This is a genomic window from Aliiruegeria haliotis, assembly GCF_003003255.1.
GTDB lineage: Bacteria > Pseudomonadota > Alphaproteobacteria > Rhodobacterales > Rhodobacteraceae > Tropicimonas > Tropicimonas haliotis.
Window position 1 is genome coordinate 128061 of record NZ_PVTD01000002.1, and the last position, 18712, is coordinate 146772.

The 18712-nt window shown below is 57.8% G+C and carries 14 protein-coding genes and 1 tRNA gene; 10 read left to right on the forward strand and 5 right to left on the reverse strand.

All coding sequences use genetic code 11. The features are described from left to right. Positions 1-69: 69 nt before the first annotated feature. From CLV78_RS06035 to CLV78_RS06050, 4 genes are all read left to right on the forward strand, one after another. The gene (locus CLV78_RS06035; RefSeq protein WP_106203897.1) at positions 70-2448 is read left to right on the forward strand and encodes a hypothetical protein; all 2379 of its coding nucleotides are present in this window, start codon (positions 70-72) and stop codon (positions 2446-2448) included. Positions 2449-2998: 550 nt separating this feature from the next. Next, complete coding sequence (locus CLV78_RS06040) at positions 2999-3598, forward strand: recombinase family protein (RefSeq protein ID WP_106204480.1); 600 nt, start codon at positions 2999-3001, stop codon at positions 3596-3598. 304 nt (positions 3599-3902) lie between these two features. Next, the gene (locus CLV78_RS06045; protein ID WP_211300953.1) at positions 3903-5711 is read left to right on the forward strand and encodes a type I restriction-modification system subunit M; all 1809 of its coding nucleotides are present in this window, start codon (positions 3903-3905) and stop codon (positions 5709-5711) included. Next, positions 5704-7152, forward strand: a complete 1449-nt coding sequence (locus tag CLV78_RS06050; protein ID WP_106203899.1) for a restriction endonuclease subunit S domain-containing protein — start codon at positions 5704-5706, stop codon at positions 7150-7152. Before CLV78_RS06045 ends, CLV78_RS06050 begins: the two co-directional genes overlap by 8 nt. An 87-nt stretch (positions 7153-7239) precedes the next feature. Here the strand turns inward: CLV78_RS06050 and CLV78_RS06055 are convergent, their stop codons facing one another. Next, on the reverse strand, positions 7240-8097 hold the full coding sequence (locus CLV78_RS06055; protein ID WP_146136646.1) for a DUF7946 domain-containing protein: 858 nt from the start codon (positions 8095-8097) through the stop codon (positions 7240-7242). A 543-nt stretch (positions 8098-8640) separates the two neighbouring features. On the opposite strand from CLV78_RS06055, the gene CLV78_RS24255 reads away from it, so the two are divergent. Then, positions 8641-8781: a hypothetical protein gene (locus tag CLV78_RS24255; RefSeq protein WP_211300954.1), complete on the forward strand. Its 141-nt coding sequence runs from the start codon at positions 8641-8643 to the stop codon at positions 8779-8781. Between the two features lie 757 nt (positions 8782-9538). Here CLV78_RS24255 and CLV78_RS06060 read toward each other — a convergent pair. Together CLV78_RS06060 and CLV78_RS06065 are read right to left on the reverse strand one after the other, a co-directional pair. After that, a complete protein-coding gene (locus CLV78_RS06060) occupies positions 9539-10903 on the reverse strand; it encodes an ArsB/NhaD family transporter (RefSeq protein ID WP_106203901.1) in 1365 nt (454 codons plus the stop codon). A 12-nt stretch (positions 10904-10915) separates the two neighbouring features. Next, a complete protein-coding gene (locus CLV78_RS06065; protein ID WP_106203902.1) occupies positions 10916-11431 on the reverse strand; it encodes a CBS domain-containing protein in 516 nt (171 codons plus the stop codon). A gap of 560 nt (positions 11432-11991) precedes the next feature. On the opposite strand from CLV78_RS06065, the gene CLV78_RS06070 reads away from it, so the two are divergent. Beyond that, a tRNA-Glu gene (locus CLV78_RS06070) sits at positions 11992-12066 on the forward strand. A 106-nt stretch (positions 12067-12172) separates the two neighbouring features. On the opposite strand, the gene CLV78_RS06075 is transcribed toward CLV78_RS06070, so the two are convergent. Both CLV78_RS06075 and CLV78_RS06080 read right to left on the reverse strand, forming a co-directional pair. Continuing rightward, complete coding sequence (locus CLV78_RS06075; protein ID WP_106203903.1) at positions 12173-13729, reverse strand: glutamate synthase-related protein; 1557 nt, start codon at positions 13727-13729, stop codon at positions 12173-12175. 351 nt (positions 13730-14080) lie between these two features. Then, entirely contained in the window at positions 14081-14563 is a 483-nt protein-coding gene (locus tag CLV78_RS06080; protein ID WP_106203904.1) for a MarR family winged helix-turn-helix transcriptional regulator, read from the reverse strand. A 221-nt stretch (positions 14564-14784) separates the two neighbouring features. On the opposite strand from CLV78_RS06080, the gene ectA reads away from it, so the two are divergent. Genes ectA through CLV78_RS06100 form a run of 4 tightly spaced genes read left to right on the forward strand, consistent with a single transcriptional unit; the run spans position 14785 to position 18483 of the window. Continuing rightward, complete coding sequence (gene ectA / locus CLV78_RS06085) at positions 14785-15315, forward strand: diaminobutyrate acetyltransferase (RefSeq protein WP_106203905.1); 531 nt, start codon at positions 14785-14787, stop codon at positions 15313-15315. Positions 15316-15368: 53 nt separating this feature from the next. Continuing rightward, positions 15369-16655 carry a diaminobutyrate--2-oxoglutarate transaminase gene (ectB, locus tag CLV78_RS06090; protein ID WP_106204481.1) on the forward strand — a complete coding sequence of 429 codons (1287 nt, stop codon included), beginning with the start codon at positions 15369-15371 and terminating at the stop codon, positions 16653-16655. 4 nt (positions 16656-16659) lie between these two features. Next, positions 16660-17061, forward strand: a complete 402-nt coding sequence (locus tag CLV78_RS06095) for an ectoine synthase (protein ID WP_106203906.1) — start codon at positions 16660-16662, stop codon at positions 17059-17061. A gap of 3 nt (positions 17062-17064) precedes the next feature. Further along, positions 17065-18483, forward strand: coding sequence for an aspartate kinase (locus CLV78_RS06100; protein WP_106203907.1), 1419 nt, complete (start codon positions 17065-17067; stop codon positions 18481-18483). Positions 18484-18712 lie beyond the last annotated feature (229 nt).

Sequence of the window (18712 nt, forward strand, 5' to 3'; positions counted from 1 at the left end):
TCAAATCAAAATCGCCGGAGGCTCTCCCTGTAAGTTGCGGGGTCCTCCGCCCAAAATAGGAGGATCCAATTGTCCTTAGATCACGCTGAATACACCAAGCTTCGAGTCCAGATTGGAAATGCCGAGAGGCGTCAATACGATCAGGATGCCGAAGAAATTCCAGCGTTTGTGAAGGTGTTGACAAGAGCTTCTACCGATCAAGCGTCCTTGGCGGACGATTTCTGGGACGGCGTTCAAGATGTATTGAACCGCCCCACATCTGATCCCAGAGAGGATTGGGAATCCATCGCATATGATTTGGCAGGTCATGAGCTACTTTCCACCGGCGGCCTCTGTGTCGACGAGGACTGTCAGAACTGGCAACCAGTTCAGTATCACGCCGATGTTCTGAATCAGTTTGTTTCAGATCACTTCGCAGAGTGGCCGCAGGGTGATCGCTCCCACGATTTCGCACTTCGTGATGCGCGCTGCATTCTTTTTCAGGAAAAGTACAACCTTCTTCAGCGTGAGTTATCATCGCAGAAGAAAAAGGCACACAGTCAAAAGAAGACGAAGCAGCCCGAAGCCTTCCGCTTGATCAACAGAGAAATTTCAACACTTCAAGGCCCTATCGACAATTTGGAACTCGACGCAATAGTGCGGCGACTTTCGAGAAAGATTGGATTCTCCAAGGATCTGCAAGCCTTCAATTATCTGGTGGAGGGATTGGCGCAATGCGAACACATCCACTTAGGAAAGCGAGACGCTCGAAAGCTTGTCGATAGGATTGTCAAAGAGCAAGCCAAGGCAAACCGTCCCGTTAATCAACGCGATGCGGTTCCGATTGTAAACGAATGGTCGGACCACGAAATGGCTGACTTTGCGCAAGACCGGCTTTCCGAACAGACGGATCTGAATGGGGACCCTGTCGTGTACCACTTCAATGACGACGTATGCGACCTGCGCGATGGTACACGCCGCATGCTGACGGAAGCACAATTCGCAGCCGTTCTGGATACCCACACTCGGTGGGCGCGACGAAACGGAGAGGGCGATCTTAGGGGTGAATTTGCGCCAAAGCAGATCGTAAAGCACAACTTTCACCGTTCCGAGAAGAAGTACCCCGTTCTTTCTGAAGTGAAATCTTCACCCTTCTTCACGTCAACTGGTCGCCGCGTGGATGTATATGGGTATGACGAACCGTCTGAGACCTTTCTCGATTTCGACCTCGACGTGCCGACTGTAAGCTCTGCGCCTTCGATGCAAGAGGTCATCGAAGCAAAGACGCTCATAATCGATGAAATGATGGGAGACTTCCCGTTCGAAGGCATTGTAGATCGGGAAGAACGGATGGAGCGCGCGCTAAATAACAAGCCCGGCACCGTGCCGATGCCATCGGTCGCGCATGCAGTTTGCATGTGTCTCGAGAGATCTGTTCGCGATGTCATCAATGGTCCGACACCGGTATATGCTCCTACAAAGCCTCTTCCGGGAACTGGTGCTGGTAGACTAATCGGCGCCGCAACGCTTGCCGCTACAGGACGGAAGGCTGCGGCAGAGCCAATGCCGACATCAGATGAAGAATATGCCAAAGTAATGGGAGCGCACATCAGTCAATCGGCGGAGTTTGCATTCTTCGACAACATGAACGCAGCACTGACCCTCGGTTCTTTCGCCTCTAATGTCTCTGAGGGCCGCGTCCGCACGAGGCTCTTGGGTTCGAGTCGAATGATCGAAGCAGATGTCCGGCACACCTGGATCGCCGCAGCGAATAACATCAAGGGTACAAGTGAAATTCTACGGCGCATGGTAATGATAGAACTCGACGCCAAGACCCCGAATCCCGAAAAGCGAAGCGGATTTAGGCATGCCGATCTGGAGGCATGGGTGGCCGATAACCGCCCCAAGCTCGTGTGGGCAATTTTGACCTTGGTTCAGAACTGGATTGCCAAGGGAATGAAGCCGTGGACCGGAAAGCCAAAGGCAAGCTTTGAGGCGTGGAGCCGCGTAATGGGTGGCATTCTTCGCGACGCCGAAATTCGCGGCTTTCTAGAAAATGAAGACCGTTTGCGATCATACGGCTCCACTGGCGGAGATAGTGGGCTCGAAGTGTTCATCCAACATCTCGCGACTCATCATAGCTCGGGGGCGCTGTTTCGCGCGGGCGGCACTTCAGAGATCCGTGGTCGAATGGGCGATGCAGTCTATAGCATCAAGGACGAACTGAACCGGGCCGATGACGGTAAGCCCTTACTTTTGGATGGGTGGGGCTACAATCGCGAAGACGGGCAGTACAACCATGCACGAGGGATCTCATCCCAGTTCCGAGAGGCAGCACGACGAGCTTACGAGGTGACCTTGTTCGAGAGCGAACGACCTGTGCGATTTGCGATCAGCTTCACTGAAGAGCCTGACCCGCAGTCGCCAAAGCAGTTCTACTGGGAAATGACGAAGGACAAAGTCAACTAGAACATCAAGAGAGCATCGTCCCCGCGTCAGCGGGGCGATATGCGGTGTAAGAGCGGCGCCAAACCCTCTGCGGTCAACGTTCATCGATGCGGGCGTGCGCGGTCGTGCATGTCCGCAACCCCGCAGACCTGTTTTTAAAGGGGAGTCTTTCCTCCTTTCCGCTGTGCGGACAAGTATCTCGGTTCAATGGCCCTACTGGTGGAATTTTTTTCTGGGCCCTGCAGCGACCTCATCGTCGATGCCTCGCTTCACGCTTCTCGAAAAAAGAGCCTCACTCGCCAAGCAGCCAACCTAGACCCAGAGCCCCGCAAGCCCGCAGGTTCCTGTTTAGCGATTGAAATAATAACGAATTTTGACGCGGCCTTATGCCCGCCGCACCCCGCAATACGTCCGCACACTACGCAAGCCAAGAGCAAGCGGTGTCCGAATTGCGTACACTCTGACGAGACGCCGAAAATTCCCCCCAGAATGTCCGATTAGGCTTGCGAATCACTTATCGGACATTGCAGTATTTACAGGACACCAAATGAGACACTTGGAGAGTTTGTTCATGGGCGAGTTGATTGGATATGCGAGAGTCAGCAGCAAGGGGCAAAACCTGCAATCGCAAATCGATGCCCTAACGGACGCCGGGGTTCAACAAGAACACCTCTATTGCGAAAAGGTCTCGGGAACGACCCGCGCTGGGCGTACGGAACTCGAGGATTTGCTTTCTCGCGGCATTCGCAAGGGGGACACAGTCGTGTGCGTCCGCCTCGACAGATTAGCTCGATCGACTCGAGATCTCCTCCAGATCGCTGAGACCTTGGAGGACAAAGGTGTTCATCTGAGGTGCTTAGAGCAACCCATTGATACGACCACACCGGAAGGACGCTTGTTTTTCACGATGCTCGCCGCATTTGGACAGTTCGAGACAGAGATACGGAAAGAGCGGCAACGCGAAGGAATTGAGGCCGCAAAGGCACGAGGCCCGCAAAGCCCGTTCAAGGGTCGCCCCGCGAGCATAGACGCCCAGAAAATTGCTCTTCTACATCAGCAGGGCATGACGCCCACTGAGATTGCGAAAGAACTTGGGATCGCTCGTTCATCGGTTTATCGCCTCTTCTCCAAACGCGGAGCCGCACCCAAGACAACTCAATATGCTCGATGATTGACGCAAGGCGCGCGGCAAAAGTGCTCTCCGCAAGAAAACTTGCACGATTGCCAAACCCAAAAAACCGGACTGTATCGAGAATCTGGCTTTCACATGCTCCTTGAGAACCGAGAAGCTGTGAAGCGCACTACATGCAAGCCCACGTGAGTTGCCTCGCCAACTCACATCGCTCCCAACCGAACGTCTGCGTCGATGATTGTCGCTTCAAATGTTGACGGCCCCATCATATGGTGCCGAACACGAAGAAAAACACGAGCCACCAATGGACGGCGTTGCTGGCGCAACGGACCAGAGAGGCAGAATGCTAGTGACCGAAGAAGAAACTCGGGACGGGTATGTCCGTGACATAGTGTCAGGACGTGAAGTACGAGCGACCCCAGAAGAAGTCGAAGCCGTACAGGTCTTCGCGCGTCGACTCATTGAAGACTTTGACTACCCCAAGAGCCATATTCAGACGCGTCCGCAGTTTCGGGTCCGGGCACGACCATCTGAAGAGCGGGCAAGGACGTATCCAGTGGACATCGCAGTTTTCTCAGCCGAGAGAAAGCTAGAAGATGATGTAGATATCATCGTCGAATGCAAAAGAAAAAACAGAAGCGATGGAGAGAAACAACTTAAGCTGTACCTTTCCATGAGTTCGGCTCGGATCGGCGTGTGGTTCAATGGCGACGACCACCTCTATCTATATAAGCGCTACAAGACAGACGGCACTCTAGAATGGTCTGTGCTGCCAAACATTCCGAAATTTGGCCAAACTGTAGAAGATATCGGCCTTTTAAAGCGTCGAGAACTGCAAGCGCCTACAGATCTAAAAGCCCACTTCAGAACAATCAGAAACTACCTTGCAGGAAACGCAACTGGTATTACCAGAGACCAATCGCTTGCCGAAGCGATCATGTCTCTACTCTTCTGCAAGATCTACGATGAGCTAAACACGCCACCAGAAGACCTCCCACGATTTAGAACTGCTGTCGATGAACCAGTCGAAAGGGTTTTCTCGCGAGCTACAGAGCTCTTTCAACATGTCAAAGAAGAGTATCCGGATGTATTTCAAGAACATGAAATCATCGCGCTCGACCCTGAAAGCTTGCAATACGTAGTTGGCGAGCTACAAAACTTCGCAATTACCGAAAGCTCGCGGGACGCAATAGGTGATGCGTTTGAAGTATTCATAGGTCCGGCGGTTCGAGGTGAGGAGGGGCAGTTTTTTACGCCTCGAAATGTTGTCCAAATGATGGTTGATATACTCGACCCTCAACCGAATGAAACTCTAATTGATCCATCATGCGGTTCTGGCGGTTTTTTGGTGGTTGCTCTTGAGCACGTCTGGAAAAAGATGGAGAATCAAGGAGAAAGGAATGGTTGGTCGGAGACCGTTCTAGAACGACGAAAACGAGAAGTCGCCAGTCGAGGTTTCAGAGGCTTGGATAAGGATAGCTTTCTAACCAAGGTTACGAAGGCATATATGGCGATCATTGGCGACGGTCGAGGCGGAGTGTTCTGCGAAGACAGTCTTGCCGAACCTCAAAACTGGTCAGCTATGACTCAGGAACGGACAAAACTGGGTTCGTTCGATGTGGTGATCACCAACCCTCCATTTGGCTCAAAAATAAAGGTCACCGGGCGGCAGAAACTCTCTCAATACAGGCTGGGTCACAGATGGAGGCAACCCAGAGGAGAAGACTGGCGAGAGGAAGGTTCGGTTCGAACAGACCAGAGTCCGCAGGTCCTGTTTATTGAACGATGCATTCAGCTCCTTAAACCCGGAGGGCGCCTAGGCATTGTTCTACCAGAAAGCCTGTTTGGCATGTCAAACTATGGGTATGTCCAGAAGTATCTCCTTGAGAACTTTAAGTTGATCTCCTTCATATCTCTTCCAGATGAGGTTTTCCAGCCATACACGCACGCAAAAACTTGCGTCGTGATTCTGGAGAACTCCCCTCCTAGCGATGACGACATCCATATGGCCATCGCGGATTGGTGTGGTCATGACAGCCGTGGCAAGCCAACCAACCGCGTGAATGACGACGGCTCGATTGAGTTGCTGGATGACTTGCCCAAAATTGCAGAGAACTTGGCACCATTGATGGATTGGCACTCAAATGACTGATCATTTGAGGTTTTCCATTAAGCGCAGCGAGTTGCGATCTCGAATCCTAATTCCGAAGTATTATGACCCGGAACTGGGCGAAAATGCAGAGCTGGCTCAATCCGAATTCACGCTGAAACCTCTTGGAGAGCTACTTGAAGAGGGTCCGCAAGGGAGCCGTTTAGGGCATTGGGTGAGGCGCGACAACTACGGAACTGGAAGCATCCCTTACGTCCGAACCAGTGATTTGGAGGCGTGGCGTATAAGGCCAGACTTTAAAAAGGGTCTGAGCGAAGAAGTATACGAACAGTTCCGAGACAAGCAAGATGTACGTCCCTACGATCTTTTGTTCGTTGCGCATGGTACATACTTGGTCGGAAACGTGGGGATTGTGCTCCCCGGTGAAGAACGCTTAGTCCTTCAGGATCACGTGTTTCGCCTGCGGCTCTCCAATAGCGCCGAGATATCGCCGCATTACCTATTGGCGGCTCTCTCAACTTCATTTTGCCGACGTCAAGTCCGAGCGAAACAGTTTTCAGCAGATATTATTGACAAGATTGGAAACAGACATCTTGAAGTTCTCATCCCGATTCATAAAGAACGCACTATTAGAGAAGATGTAAGCCGGAGCGTCGAAGAGTTACTTTCAGAACAGAACTCGATATCTCAGAACGTGTCGAGGATCATTGGCGCTGATTTTCGTATGCTAAGGGAGAGACCTGAAACTAATCTTGGATTTAGAATTAAACCATCAGGGATAAAGTCCAGAATCCTAATTCCGAAGTACTATGATCCATCGCTTGTTGCGGACATCGAAGCGAAGGCTGCTGAACACGACGCAAACTGGATTGAGATTTCTGAACTTGTAGCTAGCGGACTGCTCTCGGTCACCACCGGTGTCGAGGTCGGAAAGCTCGCCTATGGCACAGGGGAAATTCCCTTTTTGCGGACATCGGACATCGCCGGCTTGGAGGTCCGACATGATCCGAAGCACTGCGTAAGCCACGCAATCTTTGAGCAATACGAAGACAAGGCTAGCTTGGAACCAAATGACATTCTCCTCGTGCGCGACGGAACGTATCTGGTGGGATCGTCTGCTCTGGTCGGCAACGAGACTGGGCCATCGCTGTGTTGCGGTGGAATGTATCGTCTGCGCTCCAACAACAAGGACGAACTTGATCCGATTGTGTTGCTAGCACTTTTGAACCAACCGCTTAGCAGAAGGCAGATGAGAGCAAAGCAGTTTACTCGAGACGTAATCGACACGTTAGGGAAGCGGCTGCTCGAAGTCTTGATCCCTTCTCCATTTTCGCCAAATTCGCTTGAGATGGGAGCAAGACTAAGTGCAGAAATGAGGCGAAAGGCCAGAGTCCGACTAAGACTTCAGGACGCAACGGGCCAAATTGAACCGGACATCCCGGATCGTTCAATAGGGCGTCCCGGCTGGTCAATGCGAGCGTAAAAAACGTACACGAGTAGAGTGCACGCTGAAGAGGTCCGAGATCGGCATGCACCGGAGGTCACTTCGCATTTCCAGAAAGAGCTGGTTCTATTCCTCAGGCGCTCTCTGGCAATCTACTAGCAGCAACCGCTTTATTTTTCCGCTTGCTGAGCTGACGCGACGAATCCTCATGTCTAGTTTGTTTCGGGTACCAATATTACTCCCATGTAGCGACCAAGTTAGCAAAGAAAGGTCACCCACGGAGAAATCGGCGTCAGGTCGAATGGGGATCACACGGTCGAACTGATCAACAAAGACCCGAGCGTTTCGCGATAGTGAATTGTAGCGGGTGACATTGCCGCGCACAACTTCTAGGCCGACCGACTCTTCTTGCGTGTTAACCCAATCTTTTGTGTCCTCGTTGAACTTGACAAGCTCGTTTCTTGCGGAACCAATAGAAATACTGGAAATTGTGCCCTCAGCGCCTATCGGGCGGTGTGCCGCTTGAAGGCTGCCCTCTAACGTTTCGGACAGCTCGTCAAAGTCTACCGGTGGCTTCTTAAGGGGAGGCGGTTGTTTCCGTTCATAAATCTTCCTGAGGGGTGTAGTCTGTGGCTCTGCATCAAGCGCGCCAGTTGCCCTGCTGAAGGCCGTCTTGATGAAGTCGTAGAACATCGGGCCACCCACAGAGGCCGCCAAGGCTGACATTGCGGGATAGGCTTCAATTAACACGATCAACTCGAAGATGAAGCTGCCTTGTCTGGCGGGCTTCAACAAAATGGACGCCTTTTTTAGAGCGGTGGCCCGTGTCGTGACTTCGCCAGTCATGTAGGCGTGAGTAGCGATATGCATAGCGCGAGCAATGCCGTCGATAGATGTGGCGCCATCATAGCCGGGGAGCACGTTTTCGTCGGCCAATCCGCCCATGTATTTGATTTTAATGCGATGTTCGGATAGTGTAACCATGTGCTGCCCCAGTGCTTTTGACTTTTGGGGAACGCTAGATCGTGTGAGCGCTTGATGCATCAAAAAAAGGAGGAAATCTGGCGCCCCAAATCCAACAGTTGACAAACCGCATGTGTCCATAAGGGGACGGCAAGGCTCTGGATGCATTGATCGAGTTGTCTGCTCTGTCCGCACGGGCGACTGTCGCTCCCAAAAACTTCTGCGGCGATATCGAAGGACCGATTCCAGTTTCGACACCGCTGCATTGAAGCTTGTTTTGCCAACCGAAAGTCCACCCTCCTTCCGTCCGCTATCTACGTATTGCCGCTGCTAGCGAACCCCGCAGCAGCTATCAAGCAGGCTCGCAACGGGCTTTTGCCGCACCGGCCACGAGCGGCTGATTCCGGTTTCGCGATGGCAAACCTTTCGAAAGCTGCTCTTGCGAAAGAGAAACGTTGTTCCAGTATGGAGAAAGCGAAGCCAATCGCTGCTCTCCCCTCCACCGAAATATCGCGGTTATTGCTTAAGGACGTGTCCGTACGCCTTGTGGTCCGGATGGATTGGGTGTCCGTCATTCTCCGCCGTGGCCGCAAGGACCCCGTGGATATGACCGGCAGCGAAGGCGAGGCCAGCATGACCAACATCGGCATGGCCCTGATTTACAACATCAACACGCCCGATGTGGACGGCTTCCGCAAAAGCTAAACTTAAACTGACGCGGATACATTCCGCTCCACGTTGCGTGCCGCCAGCAGGAACTGAAGGAGAGATGACCGAGCAAAACATCGACCTACAACGAAGCCCCATACCCTCTGGGGCAGCACCGCCCGGTGATTGAGAAGATCCGGCTGCGACTGAGATTGGACAAGAACGGCTTCAAAATTGACCGCCGCGCACGAGAACCGGAAGAGGAAGAAGGCGACGATTCCGACACCTGACTCTGCTCCCAATATCGTACTTTTTGCCTCCGATATCGTACCTTCTGCCTTAGGCGTCGGATTCCCTGTTGCTTTTATTTCCGTTTTTCAATCCCTTACAGGGTGCGTCAGACTTTCACACTTAGATTCCAGGGTCGCCCACCACCACATCGTGTGGTTTCCACTCCCCCCCCAAAAAACTTGATGCGTGGGCACCAGCGCCCCCTCGGGCCCGGGAGTTCCCCGCATCACGTGGTGCCTCTGGAGTCCACAAAGCGCTCCGCCTCAACAGTCTCTGAAGTCAACGCCGGCAATCCCTGCCATGTCGCTTCGCCTGGGCGACGTTTGCGCAAATGAACTGCGAAGCTCATCGGGTGATCCCCGGAACGCTCAGGGTTCAGGCTATCGCCGCGAGAAACAGCAATCCACGGAGCCGAGGACGCCCCGCATCCTCCTCTCCGCCGCAATCGCCTCACAAGCTGATCTCCGCTTCGGCGAAGCCGCGGCAGCGACCAGCAGCATCGCCTCCCCTGTCACATCCCGGTTCAGAAGTACCTCACCCACAGGTAGCCATTTGCGATCACCAGGGTCAGCACCATGATCGGGAAGGAGATCCTGGCGAAGGCGACAAATCCGATGGGCTGCTTGGCCTTTTCGGCAAAGGCCGCAACGGTGAGGTTGGCCGAGGCCCCCAACAGCGTGCCATTGCCGCCCAGACACGCGCCGAGCGCAAGCGACCACCAGAGCGGCTCGATCGCCTCGGCGCCACCGAAGGTATCGGCCGTGGATTGGATCAGCGGGATCATCGTGGCCACGAAGGGGATGTTGTCGAGGATCGCGGACAACAGGCCGGATGCCCAGAACACCAGGAAGGAGGCCTTCATCAGGTCGCCATCAGTCAGTTCCAGCACCTTTTCACCCAGCATCTCCAGCAGGCCCACGTTCTCGACACCGGCAACGATCACGAAGAGACCCCCGAAGAAGAAGATCGTCACCCACTCCACCTCGGCAAAGATATCATGCACTGATTCCGACTGCTTGTCGGCACCCTGACGCCCGAAGGCGAGCAACATCAGCAACGCTGCTCCGCCAAGCGCAGCCGTTCCGGGCGCGATCCCGTAACCATGGCCAAGGGTGAAACCCGCGAGCACCAGTGCCAAAACGAACAGCGACTTGACCAGGAGCGCGGTATCGGTGATCGCTTCCGCTTCGTTGAACTTCATGATCCGTTCGGAGGCCGAGGCCGGGATCCGCGACAGCGGGCCTCGGTTCATTAGGTAGATGATAATCGTCACCACGACGAGCAGGATCGCCGAGATCGGGGCAAGGTTGACGATGAAATCGTTGAAGCTGAGGTTCGCCGCCGACCCGATGATGATATTGGGCGGGTCGCCGATGAGCGTGGCGGTGCCGCCGACGTTGGAGGCCAGGATCTCCGCCACGAAGAACGGAAAGACCCGGGTCTCCAACGCCTCGGTGATGAGCAGCGTGATCGGTGCGATGAGCAGCACCGTGGTCACGTTGTCGAGCAAGGCCGAGAAGATTGCCGTGATCAGGGTCAGCATGATCAGGATACCGGTCGGATTGGCCTTGACCACCTTCGCCGCCTTGATCGCCGCCCATTGAAAGAGGCCACATTTCGAGGTGATGCCGACAATCACCATCATGCCGATCAACAGGGCCAGCGTGTTGGCATCCACTCCCGCAACTGCCTGTTCCTGGTTGATGATCCCGAACAGAACCATCAGCGCGGCGCCCAGCATCGCGAGGATCGCGCGGTTCAGCTTCTCGGTGATCATGACCGCGTAGATGGCAATGAGAATGCCGGTCGCGATCCAGAGCGGATCTATGCCCAGCAGGTCGGCGACGGAGAGGCCGGGCTCTCCGTGCGATGTCGTGTGTTCGGTCATGGTCGGTGTCCGCTAGTGGGGTTCGATGAGAACGTGATCGAGGAGGGAGTTGGCGCTCATGGTGCCGACGAAACGGCCGGTTTCCGGTTCCACCAGGATCACGTGTCGCTTGTACTGGTAGATCAGGAAGATACCCTCCATGACCGGCGTGTTGGGAGCGATGACGGGGATGTTGTTGGGGTCGGACATGTTGTCAAAGACCTTCTCCCCCTTCAGCCGCTCCACCTGGGCATCGAAATCGGCTTCGTCGAGGCTCATGAAGCTGAGGTTGCCAAGATGCCCGCGCTTGGCCTTCGACTTCGACGAGATCGATCCGAGCGGCGACAGGGTCGCGGCCTTGGGCAGGATCAGCTTCAGCAGCGTCGGCGCAGTGAAAACGCCGAGGTATTTGCCGTCAGCGTCGACCACGGGCAGGAATCTCAGGCGAGTGTTCTTGATGATGTTCAGGGCCGCGGCGACGGACGTGTCCGGCGGCACGGTGTGCTGCTTGTCCGGCGGCACCATAACATCCTTGCAGGTCAGTCCCATCACGCTCCTCCAGCCTTTGAGGGAAGAGCAGCCAGCCTGCCGCAAATTCGGTTTCCCCGGAAGGGTCTGAGGGGTGGGAATGCACCTTCAGGAGGGCCGGGCCGCTCTTCGGTGAGGGTCATTCCACGACGCGGATCGTATTGCTACCCACCCGGACCATGCGCCGCAGGTGTGCGTTCGGCCGGACACACCGATATCGGACAGGTGCCAGACGGAAGAGTCAGGAGAGACGGGACTTGCAGGAAATGGCGCAGACTGCAAATTTATTGTTAAGTTTCAATTTGTTAAATCCAAAACCTCGAGGGCAGATCTGCCTCCGGCATTCCACGGATCGCCCCGGTCGGCACTGTATGAGCCGGATCCCTTGCCCTCGGTCAGCCCCTGACTTCACACAGGCGGAGAGCGGCTATTCCGTGACAGCATGCCCGATCCGATGCGTGCGGGCGCGAGATACCGCTTCCACGTTTCGTCCGAGCACCCGACGGTGAAATACCCGGCGCTTCGGTGCGGGGTATTGCAATTCTGCGAATCCCCGGCTAGTACACCGCGACTGTCGGCATGCTCCGTTCGTCTATCGGTTAGGACGCCAGGTTTTCAACCTGGAAAGAGGGGTTCGATTCCCCTACGGAGTGCCACGGTTCCCTCGAATGCCCCCATGCGCCTTGCCGTCCGGCCACGCTCGAACGACATCTGCGGCGCGGACCATGCCAAGCCCCCCAACCGCATCCTGATCCACCCGCGTCATTGCGATTGGCCCACGGGATGGAAAGAGACCCCTGCAAAGCGGACGCCGCTCAGCTCCGCCATATCGCGTTTCCAGGTTGCGATGTCGGCCTGGCGGAAATCCGACAGGCTGTGGTGGCCGCAGGCCCGGGCCAGAACCTGCATCAACTCGACGCTCGCGCCGAAATAGCGTGCAAGGCGGTCTGCACCGGTCTGCACGTCCAGCCTTTTGCGCAGTTCCGGCTTTTGGGTTGCGATGCCTGCCGGGCAATTGTTGGTGTTACACATGCGCGCGGCAACGCAGCCCACTGCCTGGATGGCCGAATTGCTGACAGCGACCGCATCCGCCCCGAGCGCCATGGCCTTGGCAAAATCCTCGGCGACACGAAGCCCGCCGGTGATGACCAAGGTCACCTCTCGCCCAGCCCGATTGTCGAGGTAACGTCGCGCGCGGGCCAGCGCGGGAATGGTCGGGACCGAGATGTGGTCGCGGAAGATCAGCGGCGCGGCGCCCGTCCCGCCGCCGCGGCCATCGAGGATGATGTAGTCGGCACTGGCCTCCAGCGCGAAGTCGATGTCGTCCTCGATATGGTTGGCCGACAGTTTGAAACCGATCGGAATGCCCCCGGACCGCTCCCTAACCTCGTCGGCGAGTTTCCTGAAATCCTCGGGCGAAACGAGATCTGGGAATGTCGCGGGCGAAACCGCCGGCTCTCCGGGCTCCAGCCCGCGCACTTCGGCGATCTTGCCGCGCACCTTGTCGCCCGGCAAATGGCCCCCGGTTCCCGTCTTGGCCCCCTGCCCGCCCTTGAAATGGAACGCCTGCACCCGTGCAACCAGATCGAGGTCCCAGCCGAACCGGGCCGAGGCCAGTTCGTAGAAGTAGCGGCTGTTCTCGGCCTGCTCCTCGGGCAGCATCCCGCCCTCGCCGGAGCAGATGCCCGTCCCGGCCAGTTCCGCGCCACGGGCAAGCGCGATCTTGGCCTCCTCGGAGAGCGCGCCAAAACTCATGTCGGAGACGAAGAGCGGTATGTCGAGGCGCAGCGGCGCCATTGCGCGCGGTCCGATCGTGACGTTCGTTGATACCGGAGTATCGTCCAGCAACGGTTTGCGGGCCATCTGCGCGGCGAGAATCTGGATATCGTCCCAATGCGGCAGATCCTTGCGCGGCACTCCCATGGCGCCCATTTCACCATGGTGGCCGAGCTTCGACAGTCCGTCGCGCGCAAGCGCGTGGATGCGCGCCACGGTTGGCTCTTCGGGTGTCGGGCTGGCCTTTGGCACGTCGCCGGTGCTCTCCGGCGCAGGATCGCCCACCTCATAGTCGCCCAATGCGGCATGGCTTCCATCGCAAAACGGCGCATTGCTGCTGGTCTTGCAGCGGCACAGCGTGGCGGACCCGGTCTCCTCTGCGGTGAACTTGAGCGGGGACAGGCCCGTTCCCTTGTGGCTGCCGTCACAGAAGGGCTGGTTCTTCGACCGCCCGCACCGGCACCAGAAATATTCCTTTCCTTCTTCAAGGTCGACCTGTGTCGGCGTCTTGGCGGCGATGATGGGAGCTTTGGAATCAGTCATGGCGGTGTCACCTCGTTACTGTTCGTCAAAGATAGGAGAGAGAAGCCTTCCGTCTAGCCAGCATTTTTCCGGGCTGCCGCGTCGGCGAAGCCCGGTGCTGCGCAAGGGGGCATTGCCTGACCGGGACACGAAGGAGCAGGAGCGCTCTTCAGCAAGACCAAGGGTCCGCACCGAAGGCGTCGGTGCAGACAACGGTGCCGGTCGACACGGTACGAAGCCACCGGTCACATCGCACCGCACCCGGACGCCCGCACCATCATGGAAGGGATGAGACGAAAGGCCCGTGCACGGCGGCTTGACAGTCCGGGGCAGAAACGACCGCCATGGCCGTTGCGCGGATGGCCCGCTCACTCAGGCGTCGGTTGCGCGCTTGATATCGCCGGTGTGCAGAACCGGTGCTGCATCGATATCCTCGGCGTCGAGCATTGCCGCCACCCGTTCGAGATTGGCGACCATCATGGCCTGCTCCCAATCGTCCAGTTCCGAGAATTTTCTCACGAACCGTTGCTGAAGGGGATCGGGTGCCTCGGAGAGCGTCTGCCGGCCCTTGTCCGTGACCAGAATATTCGTCTGGCGCCGATCGAGTGCCGATTTCTCCCGCACCGCCATGCCATCGCGCACCAGCTTGTCCACCAGCGAGGTGACCGTGGCCTGCGAGACGCGCATGCGCTGCGCAATCTCCTTTGCGGTGACCTGGCCCGTTTCCGCGATGATCTGCAACACGCGGAACTGCACCGCCGTGATCCCGGCGGCCTGCTTGAGCTCCCGTCCAAAAAGCTCCGTTGCCCGCAGGATGCGGCGAAGGGCGATCAGGCTGCTGTCGAGGCGGTCCATCGGTGTCCCGGTTGCGAGGAATGCTTTAGCATATTTAGAGCTTTTCGACGACACAATCCCGATTTTATTTTGATAAACGAAGCATAATTCTGATCGATCTCAACCAATATTAAGCCAAGATAAATAAAAACAGCTGTGACAGTGAGTTTTTTGATTAGCCTGTTGAAGTTCCCGCCTCAGTCCGTTACTTCGCCTATCGAAGCAACTGGAGACCCTCGACCATGCAGCACCCACGCGATATCGTCCGCCCCCCCCTGCCAAGCCTGCGCAGACCAAGGGCCGTGGATGGCGCCGCGATCTGGAAGCTCGTGCGCAGTTGCCGTCCGCTCGACGAAAACTCGATGTACTGCAATCTCATCCAGTGCGATCACTTCGCCGACACCTGCGTGCTGGCGGAACTCGACGGCGAAGCCGTTGGCTGGGTGTCCGCATATGTCATGCCGAACGACCCCGAGACGCTCTTTGTCTGGCAGGTCGCGGTCGGTGAACAGATGCGCGGCGCCGGTCTGGGCGCGCTGATGTTGCAGAGCATCCTCGGTCGTCCAGCCTGCGAAGGCGTGCGTCGCTTGCAGACAACCATCACCTGCGAGAACGAGGCGTCCTGGGCGCTGTTCCGCAAGTTCGGGCGCCTGCAGGGCAGCTCGCTCGACGTGCAGCCCTACTTCACGCAGGCGCTGCATTTCCAGAACCGGCACAAGACCGAGAACCTCGTCACCATCCCGCTGGCGAGGAAAATGGCCCGCGCCGCCTGATGTGGCGCCCGCCGGTTCTCACAACACCCATTCCCGAATTCGAAAGAGGTCGTATGTCTACGAAACCCTCCAACATTTCGGTGTTCAAACGCCGCGAATCCGAGGCGCGCAGCTATTGCCGCGGCTTCGACACCGTCTTCACCTCGGCCAGTGGCTCCGAGATGACCGATGCCTCCGGCCGCAGCTATGTCGACTTCCTCGCCGGCTGTTCATCGCTGAACTATGGCCACAACGACCCTGACATGAAGGCGGCGCTGATCGACCACCTTCAGGCCGACGGGGTGGCGCACGGGCTCGACATGCATACGGATGCCAAGGCGGCATTCCTGGATGCCTTCTGCACCAGGATCCTCGCGCCCCGGAGCATGGATCACAAGGTCATGTTCACCGGCCCCACGGGGGCGAATGCCGTCGAGGCTGCAATGAAGATCGCGCGGAAGTCCACCGGGCGCACCAACATCGTGGCCTTCACCAACGGCTTCCATGGTGTGACACAGGGCGCGCTGGCCGCGACCGGCAACGGCTATCACCGTGGCGGCGCCGGCACGACGCTGCATGGCGTGACCCGGATGCCGTATGACGGCTACATGGGTGACGCGTTCGACACTCTGGACCTGCTCGAAGCAATGCTGACGGACAATTCCTCCGGCCTCGACATGCCGGCCGCGATCCTGCTGGAGACCGTTCAGGGCGAAGGCGGGCTGAACACTGCGCGTCCCGATTGGCTCAAGCGCGTGGCACAGCTTGCCCGTGACCATGGGATTCTTCTCATCGTCGACGACATTCAGGCCGGCTGCGGCCGCACCGGGTCTTTCTTCTCGTTCGACGGGTTGGACATCGTCCCCGACATCGTGACGCTTGCCAAGTCGGTTTCAGGCTTCGGTCTGCCGATGGGGCTGGTGCTGGTCCGGCCCGATCACGACGTGATGGGCCCCGCCGAGCACAACGGCACCTTCCGTGGCAACACCCATGCCTTCATCACCGCCCGCGTCGCGATCGAGAAATTCTGGGCCGACGATACGTTCCGGTCGGATATCGAACGCCGGTCCGGGATCGTCGAAGATGGGCTCAAGCTCATCGCCGCGATGGTGCCCGGCGCACGGCTCAAGGGGCGTGGCATGATGCGTGGCGTCGATGTCGGCTCAGGCGACCTTGCCGGCGAGATCTGCGCCCGCGCCTTCCAGAAGGGGCTGATCGTGGAAACCTCCGGGCCGGACGACGAGGTGGTCAAGATCCTCGCGCCGCTCACCACGCCAGATGCGACCCTTCGCAAGGGTCTGAACATCCTGGCGGATGCCGCGCGCGACGTCGTGGGCCAATCCCGTATCGCAGCGGAGTGACATCATGATCGTCAGGGATTTCAACCAGATCATCGAGAACGAACGCAACCGCGTCACCTCCGACGCGAAATGGACCAGTGTGCGCATGTTGCTGGCGGATGACGGGATGGGGTTCTCCTTCCACGTCACCTTCCTCGAAGCCGGGTCCGAGCACACGTTCGAATACAAGAACCACTTCGAGAGCGTCTATTGCATGCAGGGCACCGGCTCGATCACCGATCTTGCCACCGGCGAGACGCATCACATCAAGCCCGGTGTGATGTACGCGCTGGACAAGCACGACCGGCACACGCTCCGCGCGGACGAGGAACTGGTGATGGCGTGCTGTTTCAATCCGCCGGTCACCGGCACGGAGGTGCATCGCGAAGACGGGTCCTACGCCGCGCCGGAAGACGTCGAGGCCTGACACATGGCACATACTGTGGAAAAGATCGGCGGGACATCCATGTCCCGCCTCGATCAGTTGCGCGATACGCTCTTTATCGACAATGACGGCCCGCGCTACGGACGGATGTTCGTTGTATCGGCTTTCGGTGGCATCACGAACCTGTTGCTGGAGCACAAGAAATCCGGCGAGGCCGGTGTCTATGCCCATTACGCCAACGCGGATGACGGTCATGGCTGGCACGATGCGTTGACCCGGACGGCCGAGGCGATGATCGCAGCCCACGAGGCCGTTCTCGATTTCCCCGGCGATGTAGAGCGGGCCACCGCCTTCGTGCAGGAACGGATCGAGGGGGCGCGAAACTGCCTGATCGATCTGCAACGGCTGTGCTCCTACGGGCATTTCCGGCTGAATTCGCACCTGCTTCAGGTCCGCGAGCTTCTGTCTGGCCTGGGCGAAGCGCATTCGGCGCTGGTTGCGACGCTGATGCTACAGCGTGCCGGGGTGAATGCGCGGCTGGTGGACCTGTCGGGTTGGCGGGACGAGGCCGAGAAACCGCTGGAGGCACGGATCCTGCACGCCATGGACGGCGTCGACCCGACCCGCGAAATGCCCATCGTCACCGGCTATGCGCAATGCACCGAAGGTCTGATGCGGGAATTCGACCGGGGCTATTCCGAGGTCACCTTTTCCCGGCTCGCCGCGCTCACCGGCGCCCGGGAGGCGATCATTCACAAGGAGTTCCACCTCTCTTCCGCCGATCCCAAGCTTGTGGGCGCGGAAAACGTGCGCAAACTCGGCCATACGAACTACGATGTGGCCGACCAGATGGCGAACCTCGGCATGGAGGCCATCCACCCCTCCGCCGCAAAGACCCTTCGCCAGGCGGGCGTGCCGCTGCGCATCGCCAATGCCTTCGAGCCCGACGATCCCGGCACGATCATCGACGAACAGCCTGCCGAAACCCCCGCGGTCGAGATCGTCACAGGCCTCGACATCATTGCGCTGGAAGTGTTCGAGCAGGACATGGTCGGTGTCAAAGGCTACGACGCCGCCATCCTCGACGCATTGACCCGCCACGACGTTCGTATCGTATCCAAGGTCTCCAATGCCAATACGATCACGCACTATGTCGATGCCTCCCTCAAGTCGATGCGACGCGTCGAAAGCGACCTGGCGACGCTTTACCCGCAGGCACAGATCTCGGCGCACAAGCTGGCGCTCGTATCAGTCGTGGGGCGCGATCTTGGCGGGTTGCAGGTTCTGGCGCGAGGTATGCAGGCCCTTGCCGGGGCTGGGCTGGAACCGCACGGGGCGTGTCAGGGACCGAGAAACGTGGACTCACAGTTCATCGTCGACCGGTCGGACCGTTCGGCAGCGATCCGCAGCCTGCACGCAACCTTTGTCGAGTCTACAACGTCGGATTTCGCGCTGGTCGCCTGACCGACCGAACCGCCGGAAACGTGGGCCAAACAGTGACAGCGCGGCGCGCAAGGCGGCGCCGCACCTCTCCGGCAGGCCAGTCGGCAGCGTCGTCGCGTCCAGAGTCCGACACCGCGAGGCCGCGCTGCAACTCCCCCTGATCTGCGGCGGTCTGTACCACCCCCGTGACGTCTTCGGTCGCGAGGTTGGTTCCCGCCCCTCCGTCCGCCCGCCCTGCGCCATCGCTTCC

Coding starts and splice junctions, on each gene's coding strand:
- CLV78_RS06040 (WP_106204480.1), top strand. CDS start 2,999: ATGGGCGAGTTGATTGGATATGCGAGAGTCAGCAGCAAGGGGCAAAAC.
- CLV78_RS06045 (WP_211300953.1), top strand. CDS start 3,903: ATGCTAGTGACCGAAGAAGAAACTCGGGACGGGTATGTCCGTGACATA.
- CLV78_RS06050 (WP_106203899.1), top strand. CDS start 5,704: ATGACTGATCATTTGAGGTTTTCCATTAAGCGCAGCGAGTTGCGATCT.
- CLV78_RS06055 (WP_146136646.1), bottom strand. CDS start 8,097: ATGGTTACACTATCCGAACATCGCATTAAAATCAAATACATGGGCGGA.
- CLV78_RS06060 (WP_106203901.1), bottom strand. CDS start 10,903: ATGACCGAACACACGACATCGCACGGAGAGCCCGGCCTCTCCGTCGCC.
- CLV78_RS06065 (WP_106203902.1), bottom strand. CDS start 11,431: ATGGGACTGACCTGCAAGGATGTTATGGTGCCGCCGGACAAGCAGCAC.
- CLV78_RS06075 (WP_106203903.1), bottom strand. CDS start 13,729: ATGACTGATTCCAAAGCTCCCATCATCGCCGCCAAGACGCCGACACAG.
- CLV78_RS06080 (WP_106203904.1), bottom strand. CDS start 14,563: ATGGACCGCCTCGACAGCAGCCTGATCGCCCTTCGCCGCATCCTGCGG.
- ectA (WP_106203905.1), top strand. CDS start 14,785: ATGCAGCACCCACGCGATATCGTCCGCCCCCCCCTGCCAAGCCTGCGC.
- ectB (WP_106204481.1), top strand. CDS start 15,369: ATGTCTACGAAACCCTCCAACATTTCGGTGTTCAAACGCCGCGAATCC.
- CLV78_RS06095 (WP_106203906.1), top strand. CDS start 16,660: ATGATCGTCAGGGATTTCAACCAGATCATCGAGAACGAACGCAACCGC.
- CLV78_RS06100 (WP_106203907.1), top strand. CDS start 17,065: ATGGCACATACTGTGGAAAAGATCGGCGGGACATCCATGTCCCGCCTC.